The sequence below is a fragment of the Streptomyces sp. NPDC046465 genome (assembly GCF_040646035.1).
Taxonomy (GTDB): Bacteria; Actinomycetota; Actinomycetes; order Streptomycetales; family Streptomycetaceae; genus Streptomyces.
Window position 1 is genome coordinate 612,476 of sequence record NZ_JBEYZK010000001.1, and the last position, 24,050, is coordinate 636,525.

The window sequence follows — 24,050 nt, forward strand, 5'->3', positions numbered from 1 at the left end:
CCGGGGCGCGGAGCCTGTCTCCGCTGGGCCTGCGGCGCTCAGGCGGGCCGTTGGCAGGCCGGGCACCAGAAGAGGTTGCGGGCCGCGAGGTCCGCGGTGCGGATGTCGCCGCCGCAGAGGTGACAGGGCTGGTTCGCCCTGCGGTAGACGTACACCTCGCCGCCGTGGTCGTCGACGCGCGGCGGGCGGCCCATCGCCTCGGGGGTGTGCTCGGGCCTGACGGTGTCGATGCGGTTGAGGCGTACGCCCTCGCGCATCAGCCCGACGAGGTCCGCCCAGATCGCGCCCCACTGCGCCTCGGTGACGTCCTTGCCGGGGGTGTACGGGTCGATGCCGTGCCGGAAGAGGACCTCCGCGCGGTAGACGTTGCCGACGCCCGCGATGACCTTCTGGTCCATGAGGAGGGCGGCGATCGTGGTGCGGCTGCGGGAGACGCGGCGGTAGGCCTTCTCCGGGCCGTCCGTGCCCCTCAGGGGGTCAGGGCCGAGGCGGTCGTGTATCGCCTGCTTCTCGTCGTCCGTGATGAGGGCGCAGGTGGTGGGGCCGCGGAGGTCGGAGTGGTACGCGTCGTTCAGGAGCCGGAGGCGGACGGTGTCCGTGGGGGGCGGGGCGGGGGTCGCGCCGAGGGTGTACTTGCCGAAGAGGCCGAGGTGGATGTGGATCCACCCGGTGTCGGCGAACCCGAGGAAGAGGTGCTTTCCGTGGGCCTCCGCGGTGTCCATCACCTGCCCGGTGAGCAGGGCGGCGCTGTCGCTGAACTTGCCTTGCGGGCTCCGCACGGTGAGCGGTCCGCCGGCGAACCGCTCCCTGTGGTCGGCCGCCAGCCGGTGAATCGTGTACCCCTCCGGCACGGGTCCCTCCGGGGTTGCGCAGTGAAAAGAATCGCCTTCAGGGCTCGTCCTCAAACGCCGGACGGGCTGAACCACTGCGGGTCGGCCGCGGTGGTTCAGCCCCTTGGGGGTCCCCCCTGCTCCTTAAGAGCTTGGGGGAGATTGAGGAGCGGGGTCCGGGGCGGAGCCCCGTGGCGTCAACTACTGCTGGGGGTGCCCAGCGGGGATCGGGGGCAGCTCGCCGGACTCCTCGTACGCCGAGAGCATCTCGATGCGCCGCGTGTGACGCGCCTCACCCGAGTACGGCGTGCCGAGGAAGATCTCGACGAACTTCGTCGCCTCTTCCTCCGTGTGCATGCGGCCGCCGATCGAGATCACGTTCGCGTCGTTGTGCTCACGGCCGAGCGCCGCGGTCTGCTCGCTCCAGGCCAGGGCCGCCCGCACACCCTTCACCTTGTTCGCGGCGATCTGCTCGCCGTTCCCGGAGCCGCCGATGACGATGCCGAGTGCCTCCGGGTCCGCGGCGGTCTTCTCCGCGGCACGCAGGCAGAACGGCGGGTAGTCGTCCTGGGCGTCATAGATGTGGGGCCCGCAGTCGACGGGCTCGTGGCCGTGGCTCTTGAGCCATTCGACCAAGTGGTTCTTGAGTTCGTAGCCGGCATGATCCGAGCCGAGGTACACGCGCATGGGTCCGAGTGTGGCACGCCGGGAGGCGGGTAGCCGCGACCGGGGCAGGTCCTTGATCTCCCAGGTCGGGACTTTGGTCCAGGCCTTTCGTCGTAATACAACGATCCGGATTCAGGACTTCCGTCCCGTTCACCCCTGAGTTTGAATGCGGGGGCTCGTGACCCGAGAACTTAAGGATTCGTCCATGACCTCGCAACCCTCCCTTGCGAAGGCAGACAGCACCCCCCGTTCCCCTGGGGATCCGCGGTCTGGCGACAGTGGTGACAACGGCGACGGCCTGAAAGCGGGTCTCAAGAACCGCCACCTCTCCATGATCGCCATCGGTGGTGTGATCGGCGCCGGCCTCTTCGTCGGCTCCAGCTCCGGCATCGCCGCCGCCGGGCCCGCCATCCTCATCTCGTACGCCCTCGTCGGCACGATGGTCGTCCTCGTGATGCGGATGCTCGGCGAGATGGCCGCCGCACGGCCCGCCTCCGGCTCCTTCTCCACCTATGCCGACCAGGCGCTCGGCCGCTGGGCGGGCTTCTCCATCGGCTGGCTGTACTGGTTCTTCTGGGTCGTCGTCCTCGCGGTGGAGGCCACCGCGGGCGCCGTGATCCTGAACGGCTGGATACCCGCCGTCCCGCAGTGGGGCTGGGCCCTCATCGTGATGCTGGTGCTCACCGCCACGAACCTCGTCTCGGTGGGCTCCTACGGCGAGTTCGAGTTCTGGTTCGCCGGGATCAAGGTCGTCGCCATCGGCGGCTTCGTGATCATCGGTCTGCTCGCCGTCTTCGGCGTGCTGCCCGGGTCCGACAACCCCGGCGAGGGATTCGCGCACCTCACGGACGCGGGCGGCTTCATGCCCAAGGGCGCGGGCGCCATCCTCACGGGTGTGCTCATGGTCGTCTTCTCGTTCATGGGCTCCGAGATCGTCACACTGGCCGCCGGTGAGTCCGAGGACCCGCAGCGCGCGGTCACCAAGGCGACGAACAGCGTCATCTGGCGCATCGGTGTCTTCTACCTGGGCTCGATCCTCGTCGTCATCACCCTCCTGCCGTGGAACGACAAGTCGATCACCAAGGACGGCAGTTACGTCGCCGCGCTGAACTCGATCGGCATCCCGCACGCCGGTCAGGTCATGAACGTCATCGTGCTCACCGCCGTGCTCTCCTGCCTCAACTCGGGCCTCTACACCGCCTCCCGCATGGCCTTCTCGCTCGGCCGGCGCGGCGACGCGCCCAAGGCCTTCGCGCGGACCAACTCCCGCGGTGTGCCGCAGACCGCGATCCTCGGCTCCGTCGTCTTCGGCTTCGTCGCCGTCTGGTTCAACTACCAGTGGAAGGACACCGTCTTCGACTTCCTGCTCAACTCCTCGGGCGCGGTGGCCCTCTTCGTGTGGCTGATGATCAGCTTCACGCAGCTGCGGATGCGCGGGATCATCCTGCGCGAGGAGCCGGAGAAGCTCGTCGTGAAGATGTGGCTCTTCCCGTATCTGACGTGGGTCACGATCGCGATGATCTCGTTCGTGCTCGTCTACATGCTGACCGACGAGACCGGCCGCAAGCAGGTCCTCCTCTCGCTCCTCGCGGCCGCGTTCGTGGTCGCCTTCTCGCTCGTACGGGAGAAGGTCAGGCCCCGGGAAGCCGTCGCCGGAGCGGGTGTGGGCGCGGCGGCCACCGAGCAGGGCGCGGGCCTTGCCGGGGACCAGGCCGCCGACCAGACCGACTTCTGACCCGTCCACCGCTCTCCGCCCTCCGCCCTCCGCCCTCCGTCCTCCGTCCTCCGTCCACCGGAATTCCGGTGGAGTCACGGAGGAGTTGGCGGCAGGGCGCTGTGCCGGTGAGTAATGCTTTCCGTGTCGGACCAGACTGTGTCGGACCAGACAACGGAGGCTCCCGTGGACTTCACCGCACAGCGACTCGTGTTCCGGCCGGGCGAGGACGGGTACGACGACGAACTCGCCGGAATGCAGACCGGTTTCGTGACGCGGCCCGCCCTCGTGTTCGGCGCGGAGAGCGCCGATGACGTCGTCGCCGCGGTGTCGTACGCCGCCGGGGCCGGTCTGCCCGTCGGCGTGCAGGCCACCGGGCACGGCGTCCCGGGGCCCTCGAAGGGCGGCCTCCTGATCAACACCCGGCGGATGGACTCGGTCCGGGTGGACCCCGAGGCGCGCACCGTCACCGTCGGCGCGGGCGCCCGCTGGGGCCAGGTGGCCGAGGCCGCCGCTCCGCACGGCCTCGCCCCGCTGAACGGCACCGCGCCGAGCGTCGGCGTCGTCTCGTACACGCTCGGCGGCGGACTCGGCATCCTGGGCCGGGAGTTCGGGTACGCGGCCGACCACGTCCGCTCCGTCGACGTCGTCACCGCGGACGGCGTCCTGCGCCACGTCACGCGGGACAGCGACCCGGAGCTCTTCTGGGGCCTGCTCGGCGGCGGCGCGAACCTCGGCGTGGTCACGGGCCTGGAGATCGGCCTCGTGCCGGTGGCCAGGCTGTACGGCGGCGCCCTCACCTTCGACGGCACCGTGGTCGACCCGGCCGCCGTGCTGCGCGGCTACGAGGAGTGGACGAGGACCCTGCCCGACGAGCTGACGTCGTCGCTCGCCGCGCTCGTCTACCCGGACCTGCCGCAGCTCCCGCCCCATCTCAAGGGCCGCTACCTCGTCCTGATCCGGGTCGCGTTCACCGGCTCGCAGGACGAGGGCGAGCGCCTCGTGGCGCCGCTGCGTGAGCTCGGGCCCACGGTGTCCGACACGCTGCGCGAGATGCCGTACGCCGAGAGCCCCACCATCCACGGCGACCCGGACTTCCCGCACGCCTTCTACGGCGACAACGCAGTCCTGAGCAGCCTCGACGTGGCGGCGGCCGGGAAGATCCTCGCGCTGGCCGGGCCCCGTGCGGCCTCGATGCACATCCTTCAGGTCAACCACCTGGGCGGCGCCCTCGCGCGGCCCGCGCCGAACGCGGTCCCCTACCGCGAGGCGGGGTGGCTGATCCGGCTCCTGTCGCCGCTGGACGAGGCGGGCGTCGAGGTTCCCCGGAAGGTGCACGCGGAGGCGTTCGGGCTGCTCGCGCCGCAGATCCTGGGGCGCTCGCTCAACTTCGTCTTCGGTGGCAACGACCGGACGGAAGGGCTGTACGACCCGGAAACGCTGAAGAGGCTCGCCGCGTTGAAGGCCACGTACGACCCGGCGAACCTCTTCAGGAACAACTACGACATCGGCTGAACGGAGTGCGCGCTCAGCGGTCGAGGAACTTCCACGCCGTGGGCAGCGCGCCCATCGCGAGCGCGGCCTTCAGGGCGTCGCCGATCAGGAAGGGCGTGAGCCCGGCGGCGACGGCCTGGGTCAGCGACATGCCGGTGGCGGCGGCCAGGTAGGGGACGCCGACCGCGTAGATGATCGCGGAGCCGAGCACCATCGTGCCCGCGGTGCGCAGCACGGAACGGTCGCCGCCGCGGCGGGCGAGGGCGCCCACCACCGTGGCGGCGAGCAGCATGCCGAGGACGTAGCCGAGGGAGGGCGCGGCGGCGCCGGAGCCCGCCTGCGCGAACCACGGCATGCCCGCCATGCCCACGAGGGCGTACACCGCGAGGGAGAGGAAGCCGCGGCGGGCGCCCAGCGAGGTGCCGACGAGCAGCGCGGCGAAGGTCTGCCCGGTCACCGGCACCGGGGAGCCCGGCACGGGCACCGCGATCTGGGCGGCGATCCCGGTGAGCGCGGCGCCGCCGAGCACGAGAGCCGCGTCCTTCACGCGGGACGCGGGCAGCAGGTCGGCGAGGACCTGGCCGGGGCGATTGGTGGCAGCGGCGATGCTCATCGGGGACTCCGCGGGGACGTGGGCAGGTGGGACGCGTTGACGCTATCCCAGGCGCCGCCGCGGCAACACGGTCACCGGGTGACAACCCCGGGGCCGGGCCTTGGTGGGCTCCGTACAAAAGAATTCATGTACACCTCGGACGGCGTGATGCTCGTCACGGAGGTCGGCGGGTGGGTGCCCCGTTTTGCGCGAGGGGCCGCCACCCGGGGAGACTGTGGAGTCCCACCAAAGTCTTGTGATCCCGAGAGCAGCCTGAGCGACATGCACGACGCACCACCCGACGGACCGGTCAGCGCACTGCCGGATGCCGGTCCGGCCGAGGGTGGACGCGAACCGCTGTCCGGCGGCCTGAAACAGCGCCACCTCACCATGCTCGGCCTCGGCGGCGTGATCGGCGCCGGGCTCTTCGTGGGGTCGGGCGCCGGGATCTCCGTCGCCGGCCCCGGCATCGTCGTCTCGTATCTGATCGCGGGCGCGCTCGCGATGTGCGTGATGCGGATGCTCGGCGAGATGTCGGCCGCGATGCCCGCCTCGGGCTCCTTCTCCGTGCACGCCGAACGCGCGCTCGGCCGCTGGGCCGGTTTCAGCGTCGGCTGGCTCTACTGGTTCCTCCTTGTGGTCGTGCTCGCCGTGGAGGCGACCGGCGCCGCGCAGATCGCGAACGGCTGGGCGCCCGCGGTGCCGCAGTGGGCCTGGGTGCTGATCTTCATGGTCGTCTTCACCGGGGCCAACCTCGCCTCGGTGAAGAACTTCGGCGAGTTCGAGTTCTGGTTCGCGACCCTGAAGGTCTTCGCGATCATCGCGTTCCTGGTGCTCGGCCTGCTCGCCGTCTTCGGGGTGCTCCCCGACACGGACCCGGTGGGCCTGACGAACCTGACCGGGCAGGGCGGTTTCCTGCCGCACGGCTGGTCGGGCGTCGTCTCGGGCGTCCTCGCCGTCGTCTTCGCGTTCGGCGGCCTGGAGGTCGTGACGATCGCCGCGGCCGAGTCCGACGACCCGGTGCGCTCGGTGGCCCGCGCGGTGCGCAGCGCGGTCTACCGGATCCTCTTCTTCTACGTCGGCTCGATGCTGGTCATCGTGACGGTGCTGCCCTGGACGGCGCAGCGGGCCGGGGCCAGCCCGTATGTGACGGTCCTCGACTCGATCGGGGTGCCGTCCGCCGGGACGGTCATGAACATCGTGGTGTTCGTGGCGCTGCTCTCGGCGCTCAACGCCAACCTCTACGGCTCGTCCCGGATGGTCTTCTCGCTGGCCGAGCGCGGCGAGGCGCCGAGGGCCCTTCTGAAGGTGTCCGGGGGCGGGGTGCCGCGCCGGGCGGTCCTCGCGTCCGTCGCGTTCGGCTTCGTGTCAGTCGTGCTCAATCTGCGGTGGCCGGACTCCGTCTTCCTCTACATGCTCAACGCGGTCGGCGCGGTGCTCCTCTTCGTCTGGGCGCTGATCGCGCTCTCGCAGCTGCGCCTGCGCCGGCGCATCGAGCGCGAGGCGCCGGAGCGGCTCGTGCTGCGGATGTGGGCGTTCCCGTACCTGACGTGGGCGGCGCTGGCCGCGATGGCCGCCGTGCTCGTGCTGATGCTGACGGACGACGCGGCGCGGCCGCAGTTGCTCTGGTCGGCGGGGGCGACGGGGCTGGTCCTCGCGGTCGCGGGGCTGCGGGAATGGCGCGAGACGCGCATTAACAACAGGTGAACTTGTTGTGCGTATTCCTTCACAACGTGTGAGCGTCGTGTCCGTATAGCGGTCAGCTGTTCCCTGTCAGCGGTGCCGGAGCTCAGACTGTGGGCCGCTCTCTCCCCCGTCTCGGCTACTGAACAGGGCACGCCCATGTCTCGGACGTCCACCCCTCAGGACACTGCACCTGACGCAGCACCCAAGGCCGACTCCCCGCTCGTCCACGGCCTCAAGCAGCGGCATCTTTCCATGATCGCCCTCGGTGGCGTGATCGGCGCCGGACTCTTCGTGGGCTCCGGGGCGGGCATCGCCGCGGCAGGACCCTCGATCGTCCTCGCCTACGCGGTGTCCGGCGCGCTCGTCATGCTCGTGATGCGCATGCTCGGCGAGATGTCGGCCGCGAACCCCGCGTCGGGCTCGTTCTCCGTCCACGCCGAGCGGGCGATCGGCCCCTGGGCGGGCTTCACCGCCGGCTGGGGCTTCTGGTTCCTGCTCTGCGTGGCCGTCGGCCTGGAGGGCATCGGCGCCGCGAAGATCATGGTCGGCTGGTTCCCGGACAGCCCGGAGTGGGCGTGGGTCGCCCTCTTCATGGTGGTGTTCTGCGTGACGAACCTGACGGCCGTGAAGAACTTCGGCGAGTTCGAGTTCTGGTTCGCCGCCCTCAAGGTCGGCGCCATCACGCTCTTCCTCGGCATCGGCCTCCTCGCGATCCTCGGCATCCTGCCCGGTTCGGACACCTCAGCGCCCGGCCTCGGCAACCTCACCGGCGAGGGCGGCTTCATGCCGAACGGCACGGACGGTCTGATCATCGGCCTCCTCGCCTCCGTCTTCGCGTACGGCGGTCTGGAGACCGTCACGATCGCCGCCGCCGAGTCCGAGAACCCGGTCAAGAGCGTCGCCAAGGCCGTGCGCACGGCGATGTGGCGCATCGCCGTCTTCTACGTCGGCTCCATGCTCGTCGTCGTGACGCTGCTGCCGTGGGACAACAAGGAGGTCGTCGCCAAGGGCCCGTACGTCGCCACGCTCGACCACCTGGGCATCCCCGCCGCGGGCGAGATCATGAACGTCATCGTCCTGGTCGCCCTGCTCTCCGCGATGAACGCCAACATCTACGGCGCCTCGCGCATGTCGTACTCCCTGATCGAGCGCGGTCAGGGCCCCCGGGCGCTCGGCAAGGTCTCGGGCGGCGTGCCGCGCCTCGCGGTGCTCGCCTCCTCGGTCTTCGGCTTCGTCTGCGTGCTGCTCAGCTACTGGCGCCCGGACGACGTCTTCCCCTGGCTGCTCAACATGATCGGCGCGATGATCCTGATGGTCTGGATCTTCATCGCCGTCTCGCAGCTGATCCTGCGCCGCAGGACGGAGCGCGAGGCGCCCGAGTCGCTGGTCATCAAGATGTGGGCGTTCCCGTTCCTGACGTGGGTGGCGCTGGCCGCGATGGCGTACGTCTTCTATCTGATGACCGACCAGCCGGACACGCGCAAGCAGCTCCTCGCCACGGGCGCGCTGACGCTGGTGCTCGCCGTGATCGGCATCGTGCGGCAGAAGACGGCGGAGAAGCGGGCGGCGGCGGCCGTCTAGCCGCCGAACTGCCGACAGAGCCCCGGACCGCACGGTCCGGGGCTCTGTCGTATGCGCCGAAATTCCCGCCCGGACCTAGGACAAAGGGCTGATCAACTTCGCGCCGTTCCTGCTGCTAGCCTGCAGTTGCGAAAGACTTGCAATAAGTTGAGCAACGCAACAGTGCCACAACAGTGCACCACAGCAGAGCAGCAGTCGGAGGGCTCGGACTCATGGCCATTTACACGCTTCCTGAACTTCCGTACGACTACGCGGCGCTCGAACCTGTCATCAACCCGCAGATCATCGAGCTGCACCACGACAAGCACCACGCGGCGTACGTGAAGGGCGCGAACGACACCCTTGAGCAGCTGGAGGAGGCTCGCGACAAGGAGACGTGGGGCGCCATCAACGGCCTGGAGAAGAACCTGGCCTTCCACCTCTCCGGTCACATCCTGCACAGCATTTACTGGCACAACATGAACAGCCCGAAGGACGGCGGCGGCGGCGAGCCGACGGCCGCGGACGGCGTCGGTGACCTCGCGGACGCGATCACCGAGTCCTTCGGCTCCTTCGCCAAGTTCAAGGCCCAGCTGACCAAGGCCTCGGCGACGACGCAGGGTTCGGGCTGGGGCGTGCTCGCCTACGAGCCGCTCAGCAACCGCCTCATCGTCGAGCAGGTCTACGACCACCAGGGCAACATCGGCCAGGGCTCGACGCCGATCCTGGTCTTCGACGCCTGGGAGCACGCCTTCTACCTGCAGTACAAGAACCAGAAGGTCGACTTCATCGAGGCCATGTGGGAGGTCGTCAACTGGCAGGACGTGGCCAAGCGCTACGCCGCCGCCAAGGAGCGGGTCAACAGCCTGCTGCTGGCTCCCTGAGACACGGCCGTCGCCGAGCTTCCCCCGGCGACGGCCGTCGAACGTCCTGCCTCGTGATCGTCTTCTCAACCTTCCCGGGGCGGGCGGATGGAGGAAAGGCCCCCGTGAGGACATGACTCACGGGGGCCTTTCTGTTGCGCACTCACTTCTGTTGCGCACTCACTTCTGTTGCGCACCCCTCGGGGCTCACTCGAAGTTGGGGCCCTCGGTCCGGGTCCGCTTGATCTCGTAGAAGCCCGGCGTCGAGGCCACGAGCAGCGTGCCGTCCCAGAGCCGTGCCGCGGCCTCGCCCTTGGGCGCGGGGGTCACGACGGGGCCGAAGAAGGCGATCTGCGAGCCGTCGGCGCCGGGGACGGCGATGACCGGCGTGCCGACGTCCTGGCCGACCTTGTCGATGCCCTCCTTGTGGGAGGCGCGCAGCTCCGCGTCGTAGGTGTCCTTGTCCATGTGGTCGACGAGCTCCGCGGGCAGGTGGACGTCCTTGAGAGCGCCGACGACGGCCTCGCGGGTCACGCCCTCGCCCCGGTTGTGGAAGCGGGTGCCGAGCGCGGTGTAGAGCTTGCCGGTGATCTCCTCACCGTGCTCCTGCTGGGCGGCGATGACGACGCGGACGGGGCCCCAGGCCTTCGTCTCCAGCATCTCGCGGTACTCGTCGGGGAGCTCGTCCAGCCTGTTCTCGTTCAGGACGGCGAGGCTCATCACGTGCCAGCGGACCTCCACGTCACGGACCTTCTCGACCTCGAGCATCCAGCGCGACGTCATCCAGGCCCAGGGGCACAGCGGGTCGAACCAGAAGTCGACGGGGGTCTTGCTGCCGTTCTCGGACATGTCTCTCCCTAGGGAATGCGTTCGCATCTGGCCGGGAAAACGTCAGTGGCACACCGGGGCATTCCCGGATGTCGGCGGCAGACGGCACGTGCGAGGATCGTAGACATTCGTACGAGTCATGCGAGTCACACATGCGAGTCACAAGGGAGTGCCGCCCGTGCCCGGTGAGAATCTGTCCCGCGACGAGGCCCATGAGAGGGCCGCGCTGCTTTCCGTCGACGGATACGAGGTCTTCCTCGACCTGCGGTCGGCGGTCGGCGAGAGCGGTCAGGAACCGCGCACGTTCCGGTCGGTCACCACGATCCGGTTCCGCTGCGCGGAGCCGGGCGCCGCGTCCTTCGCGGACCTGATCGCCCCGAGCGTCACGGCCCTCTCCCTCAACGGCAGGGACCTGGACCCCTCCGAAGTCTTCGACGGCACCCGGATCGCCCTGGAGGAGCTGGCCGAGGAGAACGAACTGGTGGTGGACGCCCAGTGCGCCTACAGCCGCACCGGTGAGGGCATGCACCGCTTCGTCGACCCCGAGGACGGCGAGGTCTACCTCTACACGCAGTACGAGCCCGCGGACTCCCGCCGCGTCTTCGCCAACTTCGAGCAGCCCGACCTCAAGGCGCCCTACCGCTTCCAGGTACAGGCTCCCGAGGGGTGGACCGCCTGGTCCAACGGCGTGGGCGAACTGTCCGACGGCGTCTGGAAGTTCGCCGAGACGAAGCCGATCTCGACGTACATCACGGCGGTCGTCGCCGGCCCCTACCACTACGTGACGGACTCCTATGAGCGGGTCCTCGACGACGGCACCCGCCTGGAGATCCCCCTCGGCGCGATGTGCCGCAAGGGCCTCGCCCCGCACTTCGACGCCGACGACGTCTTCCTCGTCACCAAGCAGGGCCTGGACTTCTTCCACGACAACTTCGACTACCCGTACCCCTTCGGGAAGTACGACCAGGCGTTCGTCCCTGAGTACAACCTGGGCGCGATGGAGAACCCGGGCCTGGTGACCTTCCGCGAGGAGTTCATCTTCCGCGGCAAGGTGACCCAGGCGTCGTACGAGCGCCGGGCCAACGTGATCCTGCACGAGATGGCCCACATGTGGTTCGGCGACCTCGTCACCATGCGGTGGTGGGACGACCTGTGGCTCAAGGAGTCCTTCGCCGACTTCATGGGCTCCTTCTCCATGGTCGATGCCACCCGCTTCACCAACGGCTGGATCACCTTCGCCAACAACCGCAAGGCATGGGCCTACCGCGCCGACCAGCTGCCTTCCACCCACCCGGTCACGGCCGACATCCGCGACCTGGAGGACGCCAAGCTCAACTTCGACGGGATCACGTACGCCAAGGGCGCCTCGGTCCTCAAGCAGCTCGTGGCGTACGTCGGGCGTGACGCTTTCCTGGAGGGCGCCCGGCGCTACTTCAAGCGGCACGCGTACGGCAACACGGTCCTCGGCGACCTGCTCTCGGTCCTGGAGGAGACCTCCGGGCGCGACATGGCGGCCTGGTCGCGTGCTTGGCTACAGACGGCGGGCGTCAACTCCCTGACTCCGCAAGTCATTCTGAACGCGGAGGGCCGCATCACCGAGCTCTCCGTCCTCCAGGAGGCCGCCGAGTCCCACCCCGAACTGCGCCCGCACCGCGTGGCCGTGGGCCTGTACCGCAGGGCGGCCGGTGGCGAGCTCGAGCGGTACGCCCGCGCGGAGGCCGACGTCGAGGGTCCGCGCACCGTCGTCACCGAGCTGGCCGGTGCGGAGGCCCCCGAGCTGGTCCTGGTCAACGACGACGACCTGACGTACTGCAAGAGCCGCTTCGACGAGAACTCCCTCGCGACGCTGCGCGGCCATCTCGGCGACATCACCGACCCGTTGGCCCGCGCCCTGTGCTGGTCCTCGCTGTGGAACCTCACGCGGGACGGCCTGATGCCCGCCCGTGACTTCATCGGCCTGGTGCTGCGCTTCGCCGGGCGCGAGAGCGACATCGGCGTGCTCCAGATGCTGCACGCCTGGGCCAACTCCGCCCTCACGCACTACGCCGCGCCCACCTGGCGCGAGGAGGGCGGCCGGGACCTCGCCGAGGGCGCGCTGCGCGAGCTGCGTATCGCCGAGCCGGGCAGCCAGCACCAGCTGACATGGGCGCGGTTCTTCGCCACCGTGGCGTCGTCGGCGACCGATCTGCAGCTGCTGCAGGGCCTCCTCGAAGGCACCGCCAAGATCGACGGCCTGGACGTCGACCAGGAGTTGCGCTGGGCGTTCCTCTCGCCGCTGACCTCGCACGGCGTCGCGGGCGAGGACGTCCTGGCGGCCGAACTGGCCCGCGACGACACGGCTTCCGGCAAGCGGCACCAGGTGCGGTGCCTGGCCGCGCGCCCCTCGGCGGCGGTCAAGGCGCAGGCGTGGGCCTCCGTGGTGGAGTCCGACGCGCTCTCCAACGCGCTGGTGGAGGCGACGATCTCGGGGTTCGCACGGCCCTCGCAGCGGGAGCTGACGGCGCCGTACGTCTCCAAGTACTTCGCCGCCATCGAGCGGGTGTGGGCCGAGCGGTCCATCCAGATCGGCATGGACGTGGTGAAGGGCCTCTTCCCGCATCTGCAGGGCGACGAGGCGACGTTGGCGGCGGCGGACGAGTGGCTCACCGCCCATGAGTCCGGCGCGCCCGCCCTGCGCCGCCTCGTCCTGGAGGCGCGGGACGACCTGGCCCGTTCGCTGCGGGCCCAGGCCTGTGACGCGGGGGCCGCGGTCTGAGTGACGGGGTGCGGGGAGGGTTCAGGACGCGGCTCGGGTCGCGGCTCAGGAGGCCCTCCCCCGCCCCGGCGGCGCAGGTCAGGGCGGTGTCGCGCGCGGGAGCTCATCGGCAGTCGAACGTCCGTGCTTTAGGGCGAGCTTGTCCGGGTTTGTCGACGGGCGTGTAACACCGGTTAGCGGGGCGGCCGGGCGCGGGAACGACCGGGGCATGAACCACAACGCCCCGCTCTCACCCCTCCCCCTCCAGCACCTCGCCGACGTCCAGCTTCGCGTCATGAGCACCGCCCAGCTCGGCGAGCACGGCGTCACGGCGGCGGACGCCGGAACGCACTGCCGACCCGGCGGGCCCTGGCAGCAACTCCTCCCGGGCGTCTGCCTGTTGCACCCGGGCCCGCCGACCAGCGAGGAGCGGCTGCACGGCGCCCTGCTGTACGCGGGGCGCCCGCCGGTCCGCCCCGCCAGAGCCGTGCCCGCCCAGCCCCGCGCGGGCGAGGCCCACGCCCCGTACGCGGACGCGATGATCACGGGCCTCGCCGCCCTCGCCCTGCACCGCTTCTCGTCCGCTCCCCCGCTGCTCTCCCTGGACCGCGTCGACGTCCTGGTGCCCCGTACCCGCCGCCTGCGGTCCGTCGGCTTCGCCCGGCTCGTACGCAGCCAGGTGATGCCGACTCCGCAGCAGATCACGGGAGTTCCGGTGGCCCCGGTGCCGCGAGCCCTCGCCGACGCCGTGGCACAGCTCACCGACGCGGGCGCCGTGCGGCGGCTGCTCACCGAGGCGGTGCGCGGCGGGCACTGCGAACCGGCGGCCGTCGTACGGGAGTTGCACGACGCGGGGCTGCTGACCCGCCCGCACGTCGTGGACGCCGTCGACTCCCTGCTCGCCGAGGGGCGCGCCATCGCCGAGGACCGGCTGTACCGGATGGTCAGCGAACACGGTCTGCCCGACCCACTCTGGAACGTCGACCTGCGGCTGCCCGGCGGCCCGCAGCTGGGCGGCGTCGACGCCTACTGGCCCGACCACGCCGTCGCCGTGGAGCTGGACACGCGGGCGCCGCGCCAGGACGAGGACGCGATGTGGTCGGAGTACGTCCGCAAGCGCGAGCACCTGGAACGGCTCGGCATCACCGTCGTGCACCTCACCCCGAAGAAGCTCAGGGACTCCGCCGAACAGCAGGCGGCCGTGGTGCGGACCGCGCTGATGGCGTCGGTCGACCGTGACCCGGCGGCGTATGTGGTGGTGCTGCCGAGATAACGCGGGCGCGGACCGCCATATCGCAGGACCGCAGGACCGCAGGACCGCAGGACGGGGAGTGAAGGGGCGGAACGCCGTGAGGTCACGGGTTCCGCCCCTTCGCCGAGGCCCGACGGGAAGGTTTCCCGCCCGCTGTGTCACGTGCCGCAGAACTCCGCCGTCAGGACCGGGGCGTGGTCCCCCGCCCAGTCCCCGTTGAAGTTGTACGCCAGCGCGTGCCTGCCGTCCGGCGTGCTCACCGCGAAGGTCGAGCTGCCGTGCATATTGCCGTCGTGGCCCCAGAGCACCTTGCCGCAGGGCAGCTTGCGGCGTTCGAGGCCCAGGCCGTAGCGCGACCCGGGCGGGGTGCCCTCGCCCGTCGGAACGCCCTCCTTCATCTCGGCCAGTTGCTTCGCGGGCAGCAGCTTTCCCCGTAGCAGCGCCGTGTAGAAGCGGTTCAGGTCGGCGGCGTCGGAGATCATTCCGCCCGCCGAGCCCGCCAGGGAAGGGTTGAGCTCCGTCAAGTCGTACGTCCTGTCCTGCGGTTTTCCGTGCAGCTTCGAGTACGCCCTGCTGTGCGGACCCGGCAGGGTGGGGTCGGTCACGGGGGCGCTGGTGGACTTCAGGCCGAGCGGTTCGATGATGCGCTGCCTGATCTCGTCGCCGTACTCGTTGCCCGTCACCTTCTTGATGACCATCCCGGCGACAACGTAATTGGTGTTGGAGTACCGCCAGCTCGTGCCGGGCGCGAAGACGGGCTCGTGGCGCATGGCGATCTGCACCTGCCGCTCAGGCGTCCACGTCTCGTAGCGGTGCCGGAGGAACTCCTCGGTGAACACCGTCCGTCGGAACTCCGGGTCCGCCGAGACGTCGAAGATCCCACTGGAGTGGTTGAGGATCTGCCGGACCGTGATCCGGTCCCCGTCATGGCCGTTGCCCTCGACGACTCCCGGCAGCCACGTGCCCACCGTGTCGTCCAGGTCGATCCGCCCCTCGGCCTCCAGCTGGAGAAGGACCGTCGCCACGAACGTCTTGGTGATGCTGGCGACGCGGAAGCGGTCGTTGTCGCCGCGCGGCGTCCCGCGTTCCAGGTCCCCGAGGCCCGAGGTCCCCTTCCACTTCCCGTACGTGTCGCTCGCCTCGCCGGTGACTCCGGGCACGCCCTCCTCCACGGCCCCGTTGAACGCCCGTTGGGTGGCCTCGTGCCGGTGGCCGCCGTGTCCGTGTCCGTGTTCGTGTTCGTGTCCGTGTTCGTGTTCGTGTCCGGGGCGCGGTGACGCGGCGGACGCTGGGGCCGCGAGGGCGCCCGCCGCCAAGGCCACCGCCAGTGCCGCTGCCGCACCTGTCAGGCCTCTGTGCGCGCTGTGCCCTCTGAGCGCGCTGTGCCCTCTGTGCGGGGTCACGCGTCTCCCCCCTCGCCGCAGAACTCCGCCGTCACCACCGGGTCGACGTCACCCGCCCAGTCGCCGTTGATGTTGAGCGCCAGCGAGTGGCGGCCGTCCGGGGTCGTCACCGCCAGGGACGACGAGCCGTGGATGCCCCCGTCGTGGCCCCAGACCGTCCCCTCGCAGGGCAGCTTGAGGACCGAGATGCCGAGCCCGTATCCGGCGCCCTTGTCGCCGACGGGGACCGTCGTCTTCATCTCGGCGAGCTGCGCCTCGGGCAGCAGCCTGCCGCCGAGCAGCGCCGCGTAGAAGCGGTTCAGGTCCGCCGAGTCGGAGATCATCTCACCCGCCGAGCCCGCCCCCGACGGGTTGAGCTCGGTGACGTCGTAGACCTTGGCCTCGGGGTCCGCGGGGAGCTTGCCGTAGGCGCGGGAGCTGGGCTGCGGCACGGTGGGGCGGGTGCCGGGGACCGTGGTGGCGGTCAGGTGGAGAGGAGCGATGACGCGCCGCCTGATCTCGTCGCCGTACGCGTTCCCCGTCACCTTCTTGATGATCATCCCGGCGACGATGTAGTTGGTGTTGGAGTAGCTCCAGTCCGTGCCGGGCTCGAAGGTCGGCTTGTGGCGCATGGCGAGGTTCACCAGTCGCCGGGGCGTCCAGGTGTCGTAGCGGTGCTTGAAGAAGCCCTTGCCGAACACCTTCCGTAGGAACTCGTCGTCCGTGGTGTAGTCGGCGATCCCGCTGGTGTGGTTGAGGAGCTGCCGGACCGTGATCCTGTCCCCGTCGTGCCCGTGCCCCTCGACGACGCCCGGCAGCCACTTCCCCACCGTGTCGTCCAGATCGATGCGGCCCTCGGCCTGCAGTTGCAGCAGCACGGTCGCCACGAACGTCTTGGTGATGCTGCCGACGCGGAACCGGTCGTGCTCGCCGCGCGGGGTCTGCCGCTTGAGGTCACCGAGGCCCGAAGCGGCGTTCCAGGGCCCGTTCCCGTCCCGCACCTGGGCGGTCACCCCGGGCACGCCCTCGGCGACGATGCCGTCGAGCGCCCGCTTCGTCGCCTCGTGCCGGTCCGGCTGCGCGGCGGCGGCAAGGGCGGCTGAGGCAGGGGCAGCTGAGGCAGGGGCGGCTGAGGCAGGGGCAGCTGAGGCAGGGGCGGCTGAGGCAGGGGCGGCTGAGGCAGGGGCGGCTGAGGCAGGGGCCGTGAGCGCCCCCGCCGTCATCGCCAACGCCGTGGTCGTCATCGCCGCCGCACCCAGCAGGCGGCTTCTGCGCACTGACATGTGATGTCCCCTCGTTGTCGAACATGGTCGATCGCGCTCGATCGCGGTCGATCGTGGTCGACAGGGGGGACTGGGCGGCCCCGGGCCGAGGTTGAGACCGGTGCGCGGGTTGGGCGTGTTTCAGCCGACTCAGCCCTTCTTGAGGATCAGCTCCGTGTTCCTGTCCCCCGGCTCGCCGCCCAACGTGGCCCTCGCGCCGGGCGCGTTGAAGGACAGCTCGCGGTAGAGCGCGGCCAGGCCGGTCTGGGAGAGGTCGGCGAAGTCCGTGCGGTGCGGGGCCGCGGATTCGATGAGGGTGGTGAAGACGGAGATCGTTCCGTCGTGGTTGTCGCTGATCTCCACCACCCGCGCGAGCTGCGGGAAGTCGATGTGCGAGGCGGTGGAGACCTCCCAGAAGGAGCCGTGCGCGGTGCGGTGCGGGGTGATGGCGTTCTTGTGGCTGTGGCCGTTGACCCAGGCGAGGACGGAGGGGAAGCGGCCGAGCAGCGTCACGAGCTCGTCGCCGCCGTGCCGGGCCTCGCCGGGGCGCGCCGGGTCGTCGCGGAGGTTGCGCATGCTCTTGCTGGTGTGGTGGCTGAGGACGACGACGTACGACGGGCCGCCGTCGCGCTCCTCGTTGGTCTTCAGCTCCCGCTCCAGCCAGCGGAGTTGAGCGGTGCCGAGCGAGCCCTCGTAGTGGCCGCCGGGGTCGGTGGTGTCCAGGCTGATGCCGAGCACGTCGTCGCTGATGCGGAAGGAGTAGTACTGCGTGGCGGCGGCGAGGTTCTCCTGCGTGTAGCCGTGGCCGACGGGGCCGGGACCGGTGTGCGCGGGGTCGAGGTGCGCCTGGAGGTACTCGGCGGGCGTGAAGGGCGCGCGGGACGCGTCCGGCGTGACGGACCACATGCGGCGCGCCTCGCTCTTGAGGAGCTCCTTGAAGTGCGCGCCCTTGGGGTCGCGGCCCTTCTTCACCGCCTTCCACAGGGCGGCTCCACGCGCCTCGTCCAGAGACATCAGCTTCTTCCCGCCGGTGGCGAATTCGGTGAAGTACGGGTCTCTGGGCGCCCAGCAGCCGCCGGGCAGGGCGTCGTGGTTGCCGACCGTGGAGTACCAGGGCAGGCCGAGACCCGGGCTGTTGACCTCGCTGATCGCCGCGTCGAGGAAGCCGTGCAGGCGCGGGAAGCCGAGCCCCTTGTCGGCGTCGCGCAGGGCGTCGTCCGGGTGCCAGTACAGCTTGAGGCCGCTGCTCTGCACGCCTTCGTAGTGGCGCGGGTCGCCGGTATTGGGTGTGATGCGCCCGCCGCTCATCACCTTGAGGAACCAGTCCAGTTCGGACCGGGAGTTGTTGTCGGTGTTGTCGCCGGTCGTCACGACGCAGTGCAGGGGCGCGCCGGTGGCGGGCGCGCCGCGCAGGGCGTTGACCCGCTCGACGAGGGCGACGGCACCGGCCACGGAGAGGGACTCGTGGGGCCGCCAGGCGCTGGCGGTCTGGGCGCGCAGGTACTCGTAGCGCAAGGGGTGCTGGACGTCGACGAGGTGCAGGTCGGTGAATTGCACGAAGGCGGCGAGCGCGGTCCGCCGGTTCTCGCGGCCCGCCCCGGCCGCCGCGAGATCGCCCCGGACGACGCGGCGCCAGGCGGGCCCGTCGCCGAGCCGCCGGTAGCCGGTGCTGCCGCGCGGTGCGGCGACGGTGAGCAGAGTGGTGCCGTTCTTGTACGGCATGAGGGGCGCGGCGGGCGCCGGGCGGGAGCGCGGGACGGTGGCGTGGCCCGCGGGCGCGGCGTTGCCGGAGCCCGCGCCGGGGCCGAGGGCGTAGCCGACGCCTGCGGAGACGGTGACTGCTCCGGCTGCGGCGAGGAACGCGCGGCGGTCGAGCCCGGCCACGGCGGAGGCGGCGCGGGACGCCACGCCGGTTGCGGCCGTGGCAGTCTCGGCGATTGCGGTCTCGGCGATTGCGGCCGTGGCGGTTTCGGCGGTTGCGGTGGCGACAGAGCGTATGCGCGGCATGGCGCGGTCTCCCCGGGTGCGAACGCGTCGGCAGTGGTCGCGGGCGGCCCGGGCCTGACTGCGGCCTGCGAACTGCCCGCTCGTACTGGATCGTTGGCAGCGGGGATGACCTGCGCGTGAACGAGGCCGCAACGGCCGACGCAGATCACCGTACGTGGATCACCCGGCACCCTGCGCGGTCACGCACCCCTCTCCGGGCGGAGAGGAAGCGGTCACTCCACGTTCACCTTCCGGGGAAGGGAAGGCAGTTGGCGGGGTCAGTTCTCCGGTTCCGCGGCGTGGCCATGGCTGTGGCTGTGGCCGTCGGCGGGGCGGGTGCGCCAGAGGCTCAGGCCGATGTCGACGAGCCCGACGCGGTCGAGGTCGGGCACGGCGTCCAGGGGGTGCCAGGCCGCGAGGTCCGTGGACCCCTCGGTCTCGCTGCGCAGGGTGCCGCCGGTGATGCGCCCCTCGTACACGATCCGCAGGCCGTGGAAGTCGGCGACGGCGCCGAGTCGGCGCGGATAGCGGCGGCGCAGGGAGTCGACGCCGAGGAGCGCGACCGGCTCGACGACGTATCCGGTCTCCTCGTCGGCCTCCCGGATCACGGTGTCGTAGGGGTCCTCGCCGTGGTCCATGCCGCCGCCGGGCAGCGTCCAGCGTTTGCTGCCGTCGCCCGCGACCCAGCGGGCGAGCAGGACGTGGCCGTCGCGTACGCATACGGCGTAGGCCGCCACCCGGAGTTCTTTGTGCACGGGGTGACGCTAGGCGGTTCTTCGGGAGAACGCTCTCGGTCTGCAGGTTTGCCGTGGCTTGTCGTGCGGTTCCCCGCGCCTCTCCGGGGCACGCCAGGAGCACCCAATGTCCCTTGTGCTCACTCTTGTCCGCGATGGCGCATGGCGGAATTACGTCACACCCCGATCACAGCTCGGACAACTCTCCCCAAACACCTGTCACTTACGTAAGGGTGAGCGGTCATCCGGTCCCGATTTCCGGACCCTTCGGGGTTCCGGACGGGATCGACCCTCCTTCCCGACCTTCACGTACAGGGATGCCGATGCCCAGATCCAGTTCCAGCGCGAGACGCGCGCCCCGTCTCGCGATAGCCGTCGGTCTCACCGCCGCGCTCTGCGCGACCGGGGCCGCCCCCCTCGCCTTCGCCGCGGACGAGACCCCCGTCCCGGCGCCCAAGTCCGCGGGCGACAAGCTCGGTCCGGCCGACGCCGAACTGCTTGCCGACGCCCGCGCGGACGGCGAGAAGACCGTCACGATGATGGTCGCCACCGCGCCCGGCGCCACCGAGCAGGTCGCCGACCAGCTCGACGGCGTCAAGGGCGGCTCGGTGGGCCGCACCTACGACAAGCTCGGCTACGTCCGCGCGACCGTGCCGACCGCCAAGGCGGACGCCGCGATCAAGTCGGCCGCGAAGCTGTCGTCGGTGCACGCCATCGATCTGCGCCACGAGATCGAGCTGGACGACCCGACCCCCGCCGCGGACCGCGCCAAGGGCGCGAAGACCGCCGCCCGGGGGACGTACCCGGGCCCGGACAAGAGCACTCCGGCGAAGAACCCGTACAACCCGTCCGCCGAGACGGGCGCCGTCGACTTCGTGAAGAAGCACCGCAAGGCCGATGGCCGCGGCGTCACCATCGGCATCCTCGACTCCGGCATCGACCTGGGTCACCCCGCGCTGAAGAAGACCACGACCGGTGAGCGCAAGATCACCGACTGGGTGACCGCGACCGACCCGATCGTGGACGCCGACGCCACCTGGCGCCGGATGACCAACCCGGTCAGCGGCCCCGTCTTCACCTGGGACGGCGAGACGTGGAAGGCCCCGGCGGGCTCCTTCCAGGTCAACCGCTTCCGGGAGTCGGCCACCACCGGCGGCGACGCCAAGGGCGACATCAACCGCGACGGTGACACCACCGACAGCTGGGGCGTGCTCTACGACCCGGCCGCCGGCACCGTCCGCGTCGACCTGAACGACAACAAGGACTTCACCGACGACAAGCCGATGAAGCCGTACAAGGACGGCCACCAGGTCGCCTACTTCGGCAAGGACGACCCGGCGACCGACGTCGCCGAGCGCGTCCCGTTCGTCGTCGAGATCCGCAAGGACGTGCCGACCGACCCGTACGGCGGCGACTGGGTCGGCAAGAAGGCCGACTTCGTCAACATCGGCGTCATCGAGTCCGAGCACGGCACGCACGTCGCGGGCATCACCGCGGCCAACGGCCTGTTCGGCGGCAAGATGAGCGGCGCGGCGCCCGGCGCCAAGCTGGTCTCCTCGCGCGCCTGCACCTGGACCGGCGGCTGCACCAACGTCGCGCTGACCGAGGGCATGATCGACCTCGTGACGAAGCGCGGCGTCGACATCGTGAACATGTCGATCGGCGGCCTGCCCGCCCTCAACGACGGCAACAACGCGCGCGCCGAGCTCTACAGCCGCCTCATCGACACCTACGGCGTGCAGCTGGTGATCTCCGCGGGCAACTCGGGCCCCGGCGCCAACACCATCGGCGACCCCGGCCTTGCCGACAAGGTCATCTCGGTCGGCGCGGCCATCTCCAAGGAGACCTGGGCCGCCAACTACGGCTCGGCCGTGAAGAAGAAGTACGCGATGATGCCGTTCTCCTCGCGCGGCCCGCGTGAGGACGGCGGCTTCGCGCCCATCATCTCGGCGCCCGGCTCGGCCATCAACACCACCCAGACCTGGCTGCCCGGCGCCCCGGTCGCCGAGGCGGGCTACAGCCTCCCGGCCGGCTACTCCATGCTGCAGGGCACCTCGATGGCGTCCCCGCAGGCCGCGGGCGCCTCGGCGCTGCTGCTCTCCGCCGCCAAGCGCGAGCACATCGCCCTGCCCCCGGCGAAGCTGCGCACCGCGCTGACCTCGGCCGCGAGCCACATCAGCGGTGAGCAGGCGTACGCGCAGGGCACCGGCCTCATCGACATCGTCGACGCCTGGAAGGCCATCGAGGACGGCGCGAAGGCGCACACGTACACGGTGAAGGCCCCGGTCGACACCGCCCTTGAGCAGGAGCTGAAGAAGCCCGGCACCGGCATCTACGACCGCGAGGGCGGCCTGAAGACCGGCCAGAAGCGGACGTACGACGTCACGGTCACCCGCACCTCGGGCCCGGACCGCGCCATCCGCCACAGCCTGAAGCTGGTCAACAACCACGAGGGCACGTTCAAGCTGCTCGGCGACGACGAAGTGAAGCTGGGCCTGAACAAGCCGGTCACCGTCAAGGTCCGGGCGCAGGCCAAGTCGGCCGGGCTGCACAGCGCGATCCTCGCCGTCGACGACAAGCGCACCGAGGGCGTCGACCAGCAGATCATGTCGACGGTCGTCGTCTCGACGCCGCTCGCCAAGCCGTCGTTCACCTTCTCGGCGAAGAGCTCGACGCAGCGCAACAGCACCACGTCGTACTTCGTGACGGTCCCCAAGGGCGCCAAGTCCCTCGAGGTCGCCCTCGGCGGCCTGAAGGACAAGAGCCAGACCCGCTTCATCGCGGTGCACCCCTACGGCGTTCCGGTCGACTCCACCTCGTCGATCGTCTGCTACCCGAACTACGAGAACCCGGCCAACACCTGCCGCCCGGACCTGCGTGCGTACGCGGCCCCGCAGGCCGGTGTCTGGGAGATCGAGGTCGAGTCGCGCCGTACGTCGCCGATGCTCGACAACCCGTACAAGCTGAACGTCGCCGCGCTCGGCGTCGCCTTCGACCCGGCCGTGCAGACGCTGCCCGAGGCGAAGGTCGGCACGCCCGCCCCCGTCTCCTGGAAGGTGACGAACAACTTCGCGGCCGTCGACGGCAAGCTCAAGGGCGGCCCGCTCGGCTCCGCCAAGTCGGTGCGGCCCAGCATCAAGCAGGGCGAGACGCAGACCACCGAGGTCGTCGTGCCCGCGGGCGCGGAGCGTCTCGACGTCGCCATCGGCTCCCCCGCGGACGTCGCCGCCGACCTGGACCTGGCCGTCAAGAAGGACGGCGTCGTCGTCGGTTCGTCGGCGGAGGGCGACTCGGACGAGTCGGTCAGCCTGACCAAGCCGGCCGCCGGTACGTACACGATCGAGGTGGCGGGCTACTCGGTGCCGTCCGGCACGACCGCGTACGACTACCGGGACGTCTTCTTCTCCGGCGCGCTCGGCACCGTCACCGTCGACGAGTCGAAGCAGATCAAGCTCGGCAACGGCGCCTCGGCGCAGGTCGAGGCGAAGGTCGAGGCGAAGACCCCGGCCGCCGCGGGCCGTGAGCTGTTCGGCGAGGTGTCCCTGCTGAACGCGGGCGGCACGGTCGCGGGCAGCGGCAGCGTGAAGGTGGAGAAGGTCACGCCGTAACGCTTCGTAGGGATATAAGGATGATGAAGCCCCGCCGGGAGCCGCCTTCGGGCGGAGTCCGGCGGGGCTTTCCGGCACTGCCCCGCGCTCAACCCCCGGGCCCGGGGCCGTCACCGTCGCTGTCGCCGTCGCCGTCGCACCGGATCTTCTCCGACGCCGCCAGGGCCTTGCGGATCATCGCGCGCAGGCGGTCCCGTTCCTTGCCGACGGCCCAGTTGGCGGGCTCCGCCGAGCCCTTGTCGACCGTGACGAGGACCCGGTCGCCGGTCTTCAGGCGCGGGGCCGCGTCGCGGTCCATCGGGAACGTGACCGTGCCGCTGCCCGACTCCGGCTTCACGTACCGCGTCACGTCGACCGTGACGCGCTCCTGCAAGCCACCCGGCACCGGATCGACCGCGCTGACCGTGCCCTCCACGATGAGCCGCGAGCAGGCGACGAAGCCCTCGGCGCTCAGATCCGCGCCCCCGTCGCTCCGGTGTCCCCCGGCCCCGGGCGCCGCGCCCTTCGCGTCCGAGTCGCTCGCACCCGGCCCGGTGTCCACCACGAGCCAGGCGAGCCCGCCGACCATGGCCGCGGCCACCGTCGCCGCCACCGCGCCGAGGGCGACCGTCAGACGGCGCCGGGCCGCCGGGCGCGCGGGCCGGAACGGGGCGGGCCGGAACGGGAGCGCCCGTGCCGCGGGGGGCGCGTCCCGCGCGGCCAGCGTGTCGCCCACCGCGCCGAGCCGCTCCCGCAGCAGCGCGACGTCCGCCACGGCCGCCGCGTGGGCCGCGGCGGCGTCAGGGTCGCGCAGCGCCCCGTCCGGCACGGGCTCGTCCGTGATCGCCGTCATCAGCGCGTCGAAGTCCTCGTCCCGCAC

Annotated in this window: 17 protein-coding genes; 8 read left to right on the plus strand and 9 right to left on the minus strand. The window is 70.7% G+C overall.

The features are described 5' to 3' along the window. Positions 1–38: 38 nt before the first annotated feature. Together ABZ953_RS02740 and ABZ953_RS02745 are read right to left on the minus strand one after the other, a co-directional pair. On the minus strand, positions 39–851 hold the full coding sequence (locus tag ABZ953_RS02740) for a DNA-formamidopyrimidine glycosylase family protein (RefSeq protein WP_361715479.1): 813 nt from the start codon (positions 849–851) through the stop codon (positions 39–41). Positions 852–1,031: 180 nt separating this feature from the next. Beyond that, on the minus strand, positions 1,032–1,517 hold the full coding sequence (locus ABZ953_RS02745; protein ID WP_361715482.1) for a ribose-5-phosphate isomerase: 486 nt from the start codon (positions 1,515–1,517) through the stop codon (positions 1,032–1,034). A gap of 184 nt (positions 1,518–1,701) precedes the next feature. On the opposite strand from ABZ953_RS02745, the gene ABZ953_RS02750 reads away from it, so the two are divergent. Beyond that, entirely contained in the window at positions 1,702–3,231 is a 1,530-nt protein-coding gene (locus ABZ953_RS02750) for an amino acid permease (protein WP_361715485.1), read from the plus strand. Positions 3,232–3,465: 234 nt separating this feature from the next. Next, a complete protein-coding gene (locus ABZ953_RS02755; RefSeq protein ID WP_361715689.1) occupies positions 3,466–4,725 on the plus strand; it encodes an FAD-binding oxidoreductase in 1,260 nt (419 codons plus the stop codon). Between the two features lie 13 nt (positions 4,726–4,738). Here the strand turns inward: ABZ953_RS02755 and ABZ953_RS02760 are convergent, their stop codons facing one another. After that, complete coding sequence (locus ABZ953_RS02760; protein WP_361715488.1) at positions 4,739–5,317, minus strand: biotin transporter BioY; 579 nt, start codon at positions 5,315–5,317, stop codon at positions 4,739–4,741. A gap of 369 nt (positions 5,318–5,686) precedes the next feature. Between ABZ953_RS02760 and ABZ953_RS02765 the strand changes: the two genes are divergently transcribed. The 3 genes from ABZ953_RS02765 to ABZ953_RS02775 all read left to right on the plus strand — a co-directional run bounded on the left by ABZ953_RS02765 (position 5,687) and on the right by ABZ953_RS02775 (position 9,426). Beyond that, positions 5,687–7,003 (plus strand): amino acid permease, encoded by a 1,317-nt coding sequence (locus ABZ953_RS02765; RefSeq protein ID WP_361715691.1) that lies wholly within the window; start codon positions 5,687–5,689, stop codon positions 7,001–7,003. A 135-nt stretch (positions 7,004–7,138) separates the two neighbouring features. Beyond that, entirely contained in the window at positions 7,139–8,563 is a 1,425-nt protein-coding gene (locus tag ABZ953_RS02770) for an amino acid permease (protein ID WP_361715491.1), read from the plus strand. Positions 8,564–8,775: 212 nt separating this feature from the next. Further along, positions 8,776–9,426, plus strand: a complete 651-nt coding sequence (locus tag ABZ953_RS02775) for a superoxide dismutase (RefSeq protein WP_361715494.1) — start codon at positions 8,776–8,778, stop codon at positions 9,424–9,426. Positions 9,427–9,612: 186 nt separating this feature from the next. Here the strand turns inward: ABZ953_RS02775 and ABZ953_RS02780 are convergent, their stop codons facing one another. Then, positions 9,613–10,254, minus strand: coding sequence for a DsbA family protein (locus ABZ953_RS02780; RefSeq protein WP_361715497.1), 642 nt, complete (start codon positions 10,252–10,254; stop codon positions 9,613–9,615). 157 nt (positions 10,255–10,411) lie between these two features. Here ABZ953_RS02780 and pepN point away from each other — a divergent pair, with 157 nt between their 5' ends. Both pepN and ABZ953_RS02790 read left to right on the plus strand, forming a co-directional pair. Continuing rightward, complete coding sequence (pepN, locus tag ABZ953_RS02785) at positions 10,412–12,988, plus strand: aminopeptidase N (protein ID WP_361715500.1); 2,577 nt, start codon at positions 10,412–10,414, stop codon at positions 12,986–12,988. 208 nt (positions 12,989–13,196) lie between these two features. Then, a complete protein-coding gene (locus ABZ953_RS02790) occupies positions 13,197–14,240 on the plus strand; it encodes a hypothetical protein (RefSeq protein WP_361715503.1) in 1,044 nt (347 codons plus the stop codon). Between the two features lie 137 nt (positions 14,241–14,377). Here the strand turns inward: ABZ953_RS02790 and ABZ953_RS02795 are convergent, their stop codons facing one another. The 4 genes from ABZ953_RS02795 to ABZ953_RS02810 form a co-directional block, all read right to left on the minus strand. Then, positions 14,378–15,379, minus strand: coding sequence for a serine hydrolase domain-containing protein (locus ABZ953_RS02795; RefSeq protein ID WP_361715506.1), 1,002 nt, complete (start codon positions 15,377–15,379; stop codon positions 14,378–14,380). 239 nt (positions 15,380–15,618) lie between these two features. Further along, entirely contained in the window at positions 15,619–16,884 is a 1,266-nt protein-coding gene (locus ABZ953_RS02800; RefSeq protein WP_361715509.1) for a serine hydrolase domain-containing protein, read from the minus strand. Between the two features lie 129 nt (positions 16,885–17,013). Next, positions 17,014–18,870, minus strand: a complete 1,857-nt coding sequence (locus ABZ953_RS02805; RefSeq protein WP_361715512.1) for a TIGR03767 family metallophosphoesterase — start codon at positions 18,868–18,870, stop codon at positions 17,014–17,016. 257 nt (positions 18,871–19,127) lie between these two features. Further along, positions 19,128–19,604, minus strand: a complete 477-nt coding sequence (locus tag ABZ953_RS02810) for an NUDIX hydrolase (RefSeq protein ID WP_361715515.1) — start codon at positions 19,602–19,604, stop codon at positions 19,128–19,130. Between the two features lie 302 nt (positions 19,605–19,906). Here ABZ953_RS02810 and ABZ953_RS02815 point away from each other — a divergent pair, with 302 nt between their 5' ends. Continuing rightward, entirely contained in the window at positions 19,907–23,191 is a 3,285-nt protein-coding gene (locus ABZ953_RS02815; protein ID WP_361715518.1) for a S8 family serine peptidase, read from the plus strand. Between the two features lie 88 nt (positions 23,192–23,279). Here the strand turns inward: ABZ953_RS02815 and ABZ953_RS02820 are convergent, their stop codons facing one another. After that, a complete protein-coding gene (locus ABZ953_RS02820) occupies positions 23,280–24,050 on the minus strand; it encodes a hypothetical protein (protein WP_361715521.1) in 771 nt (256 codons plus the stop codon).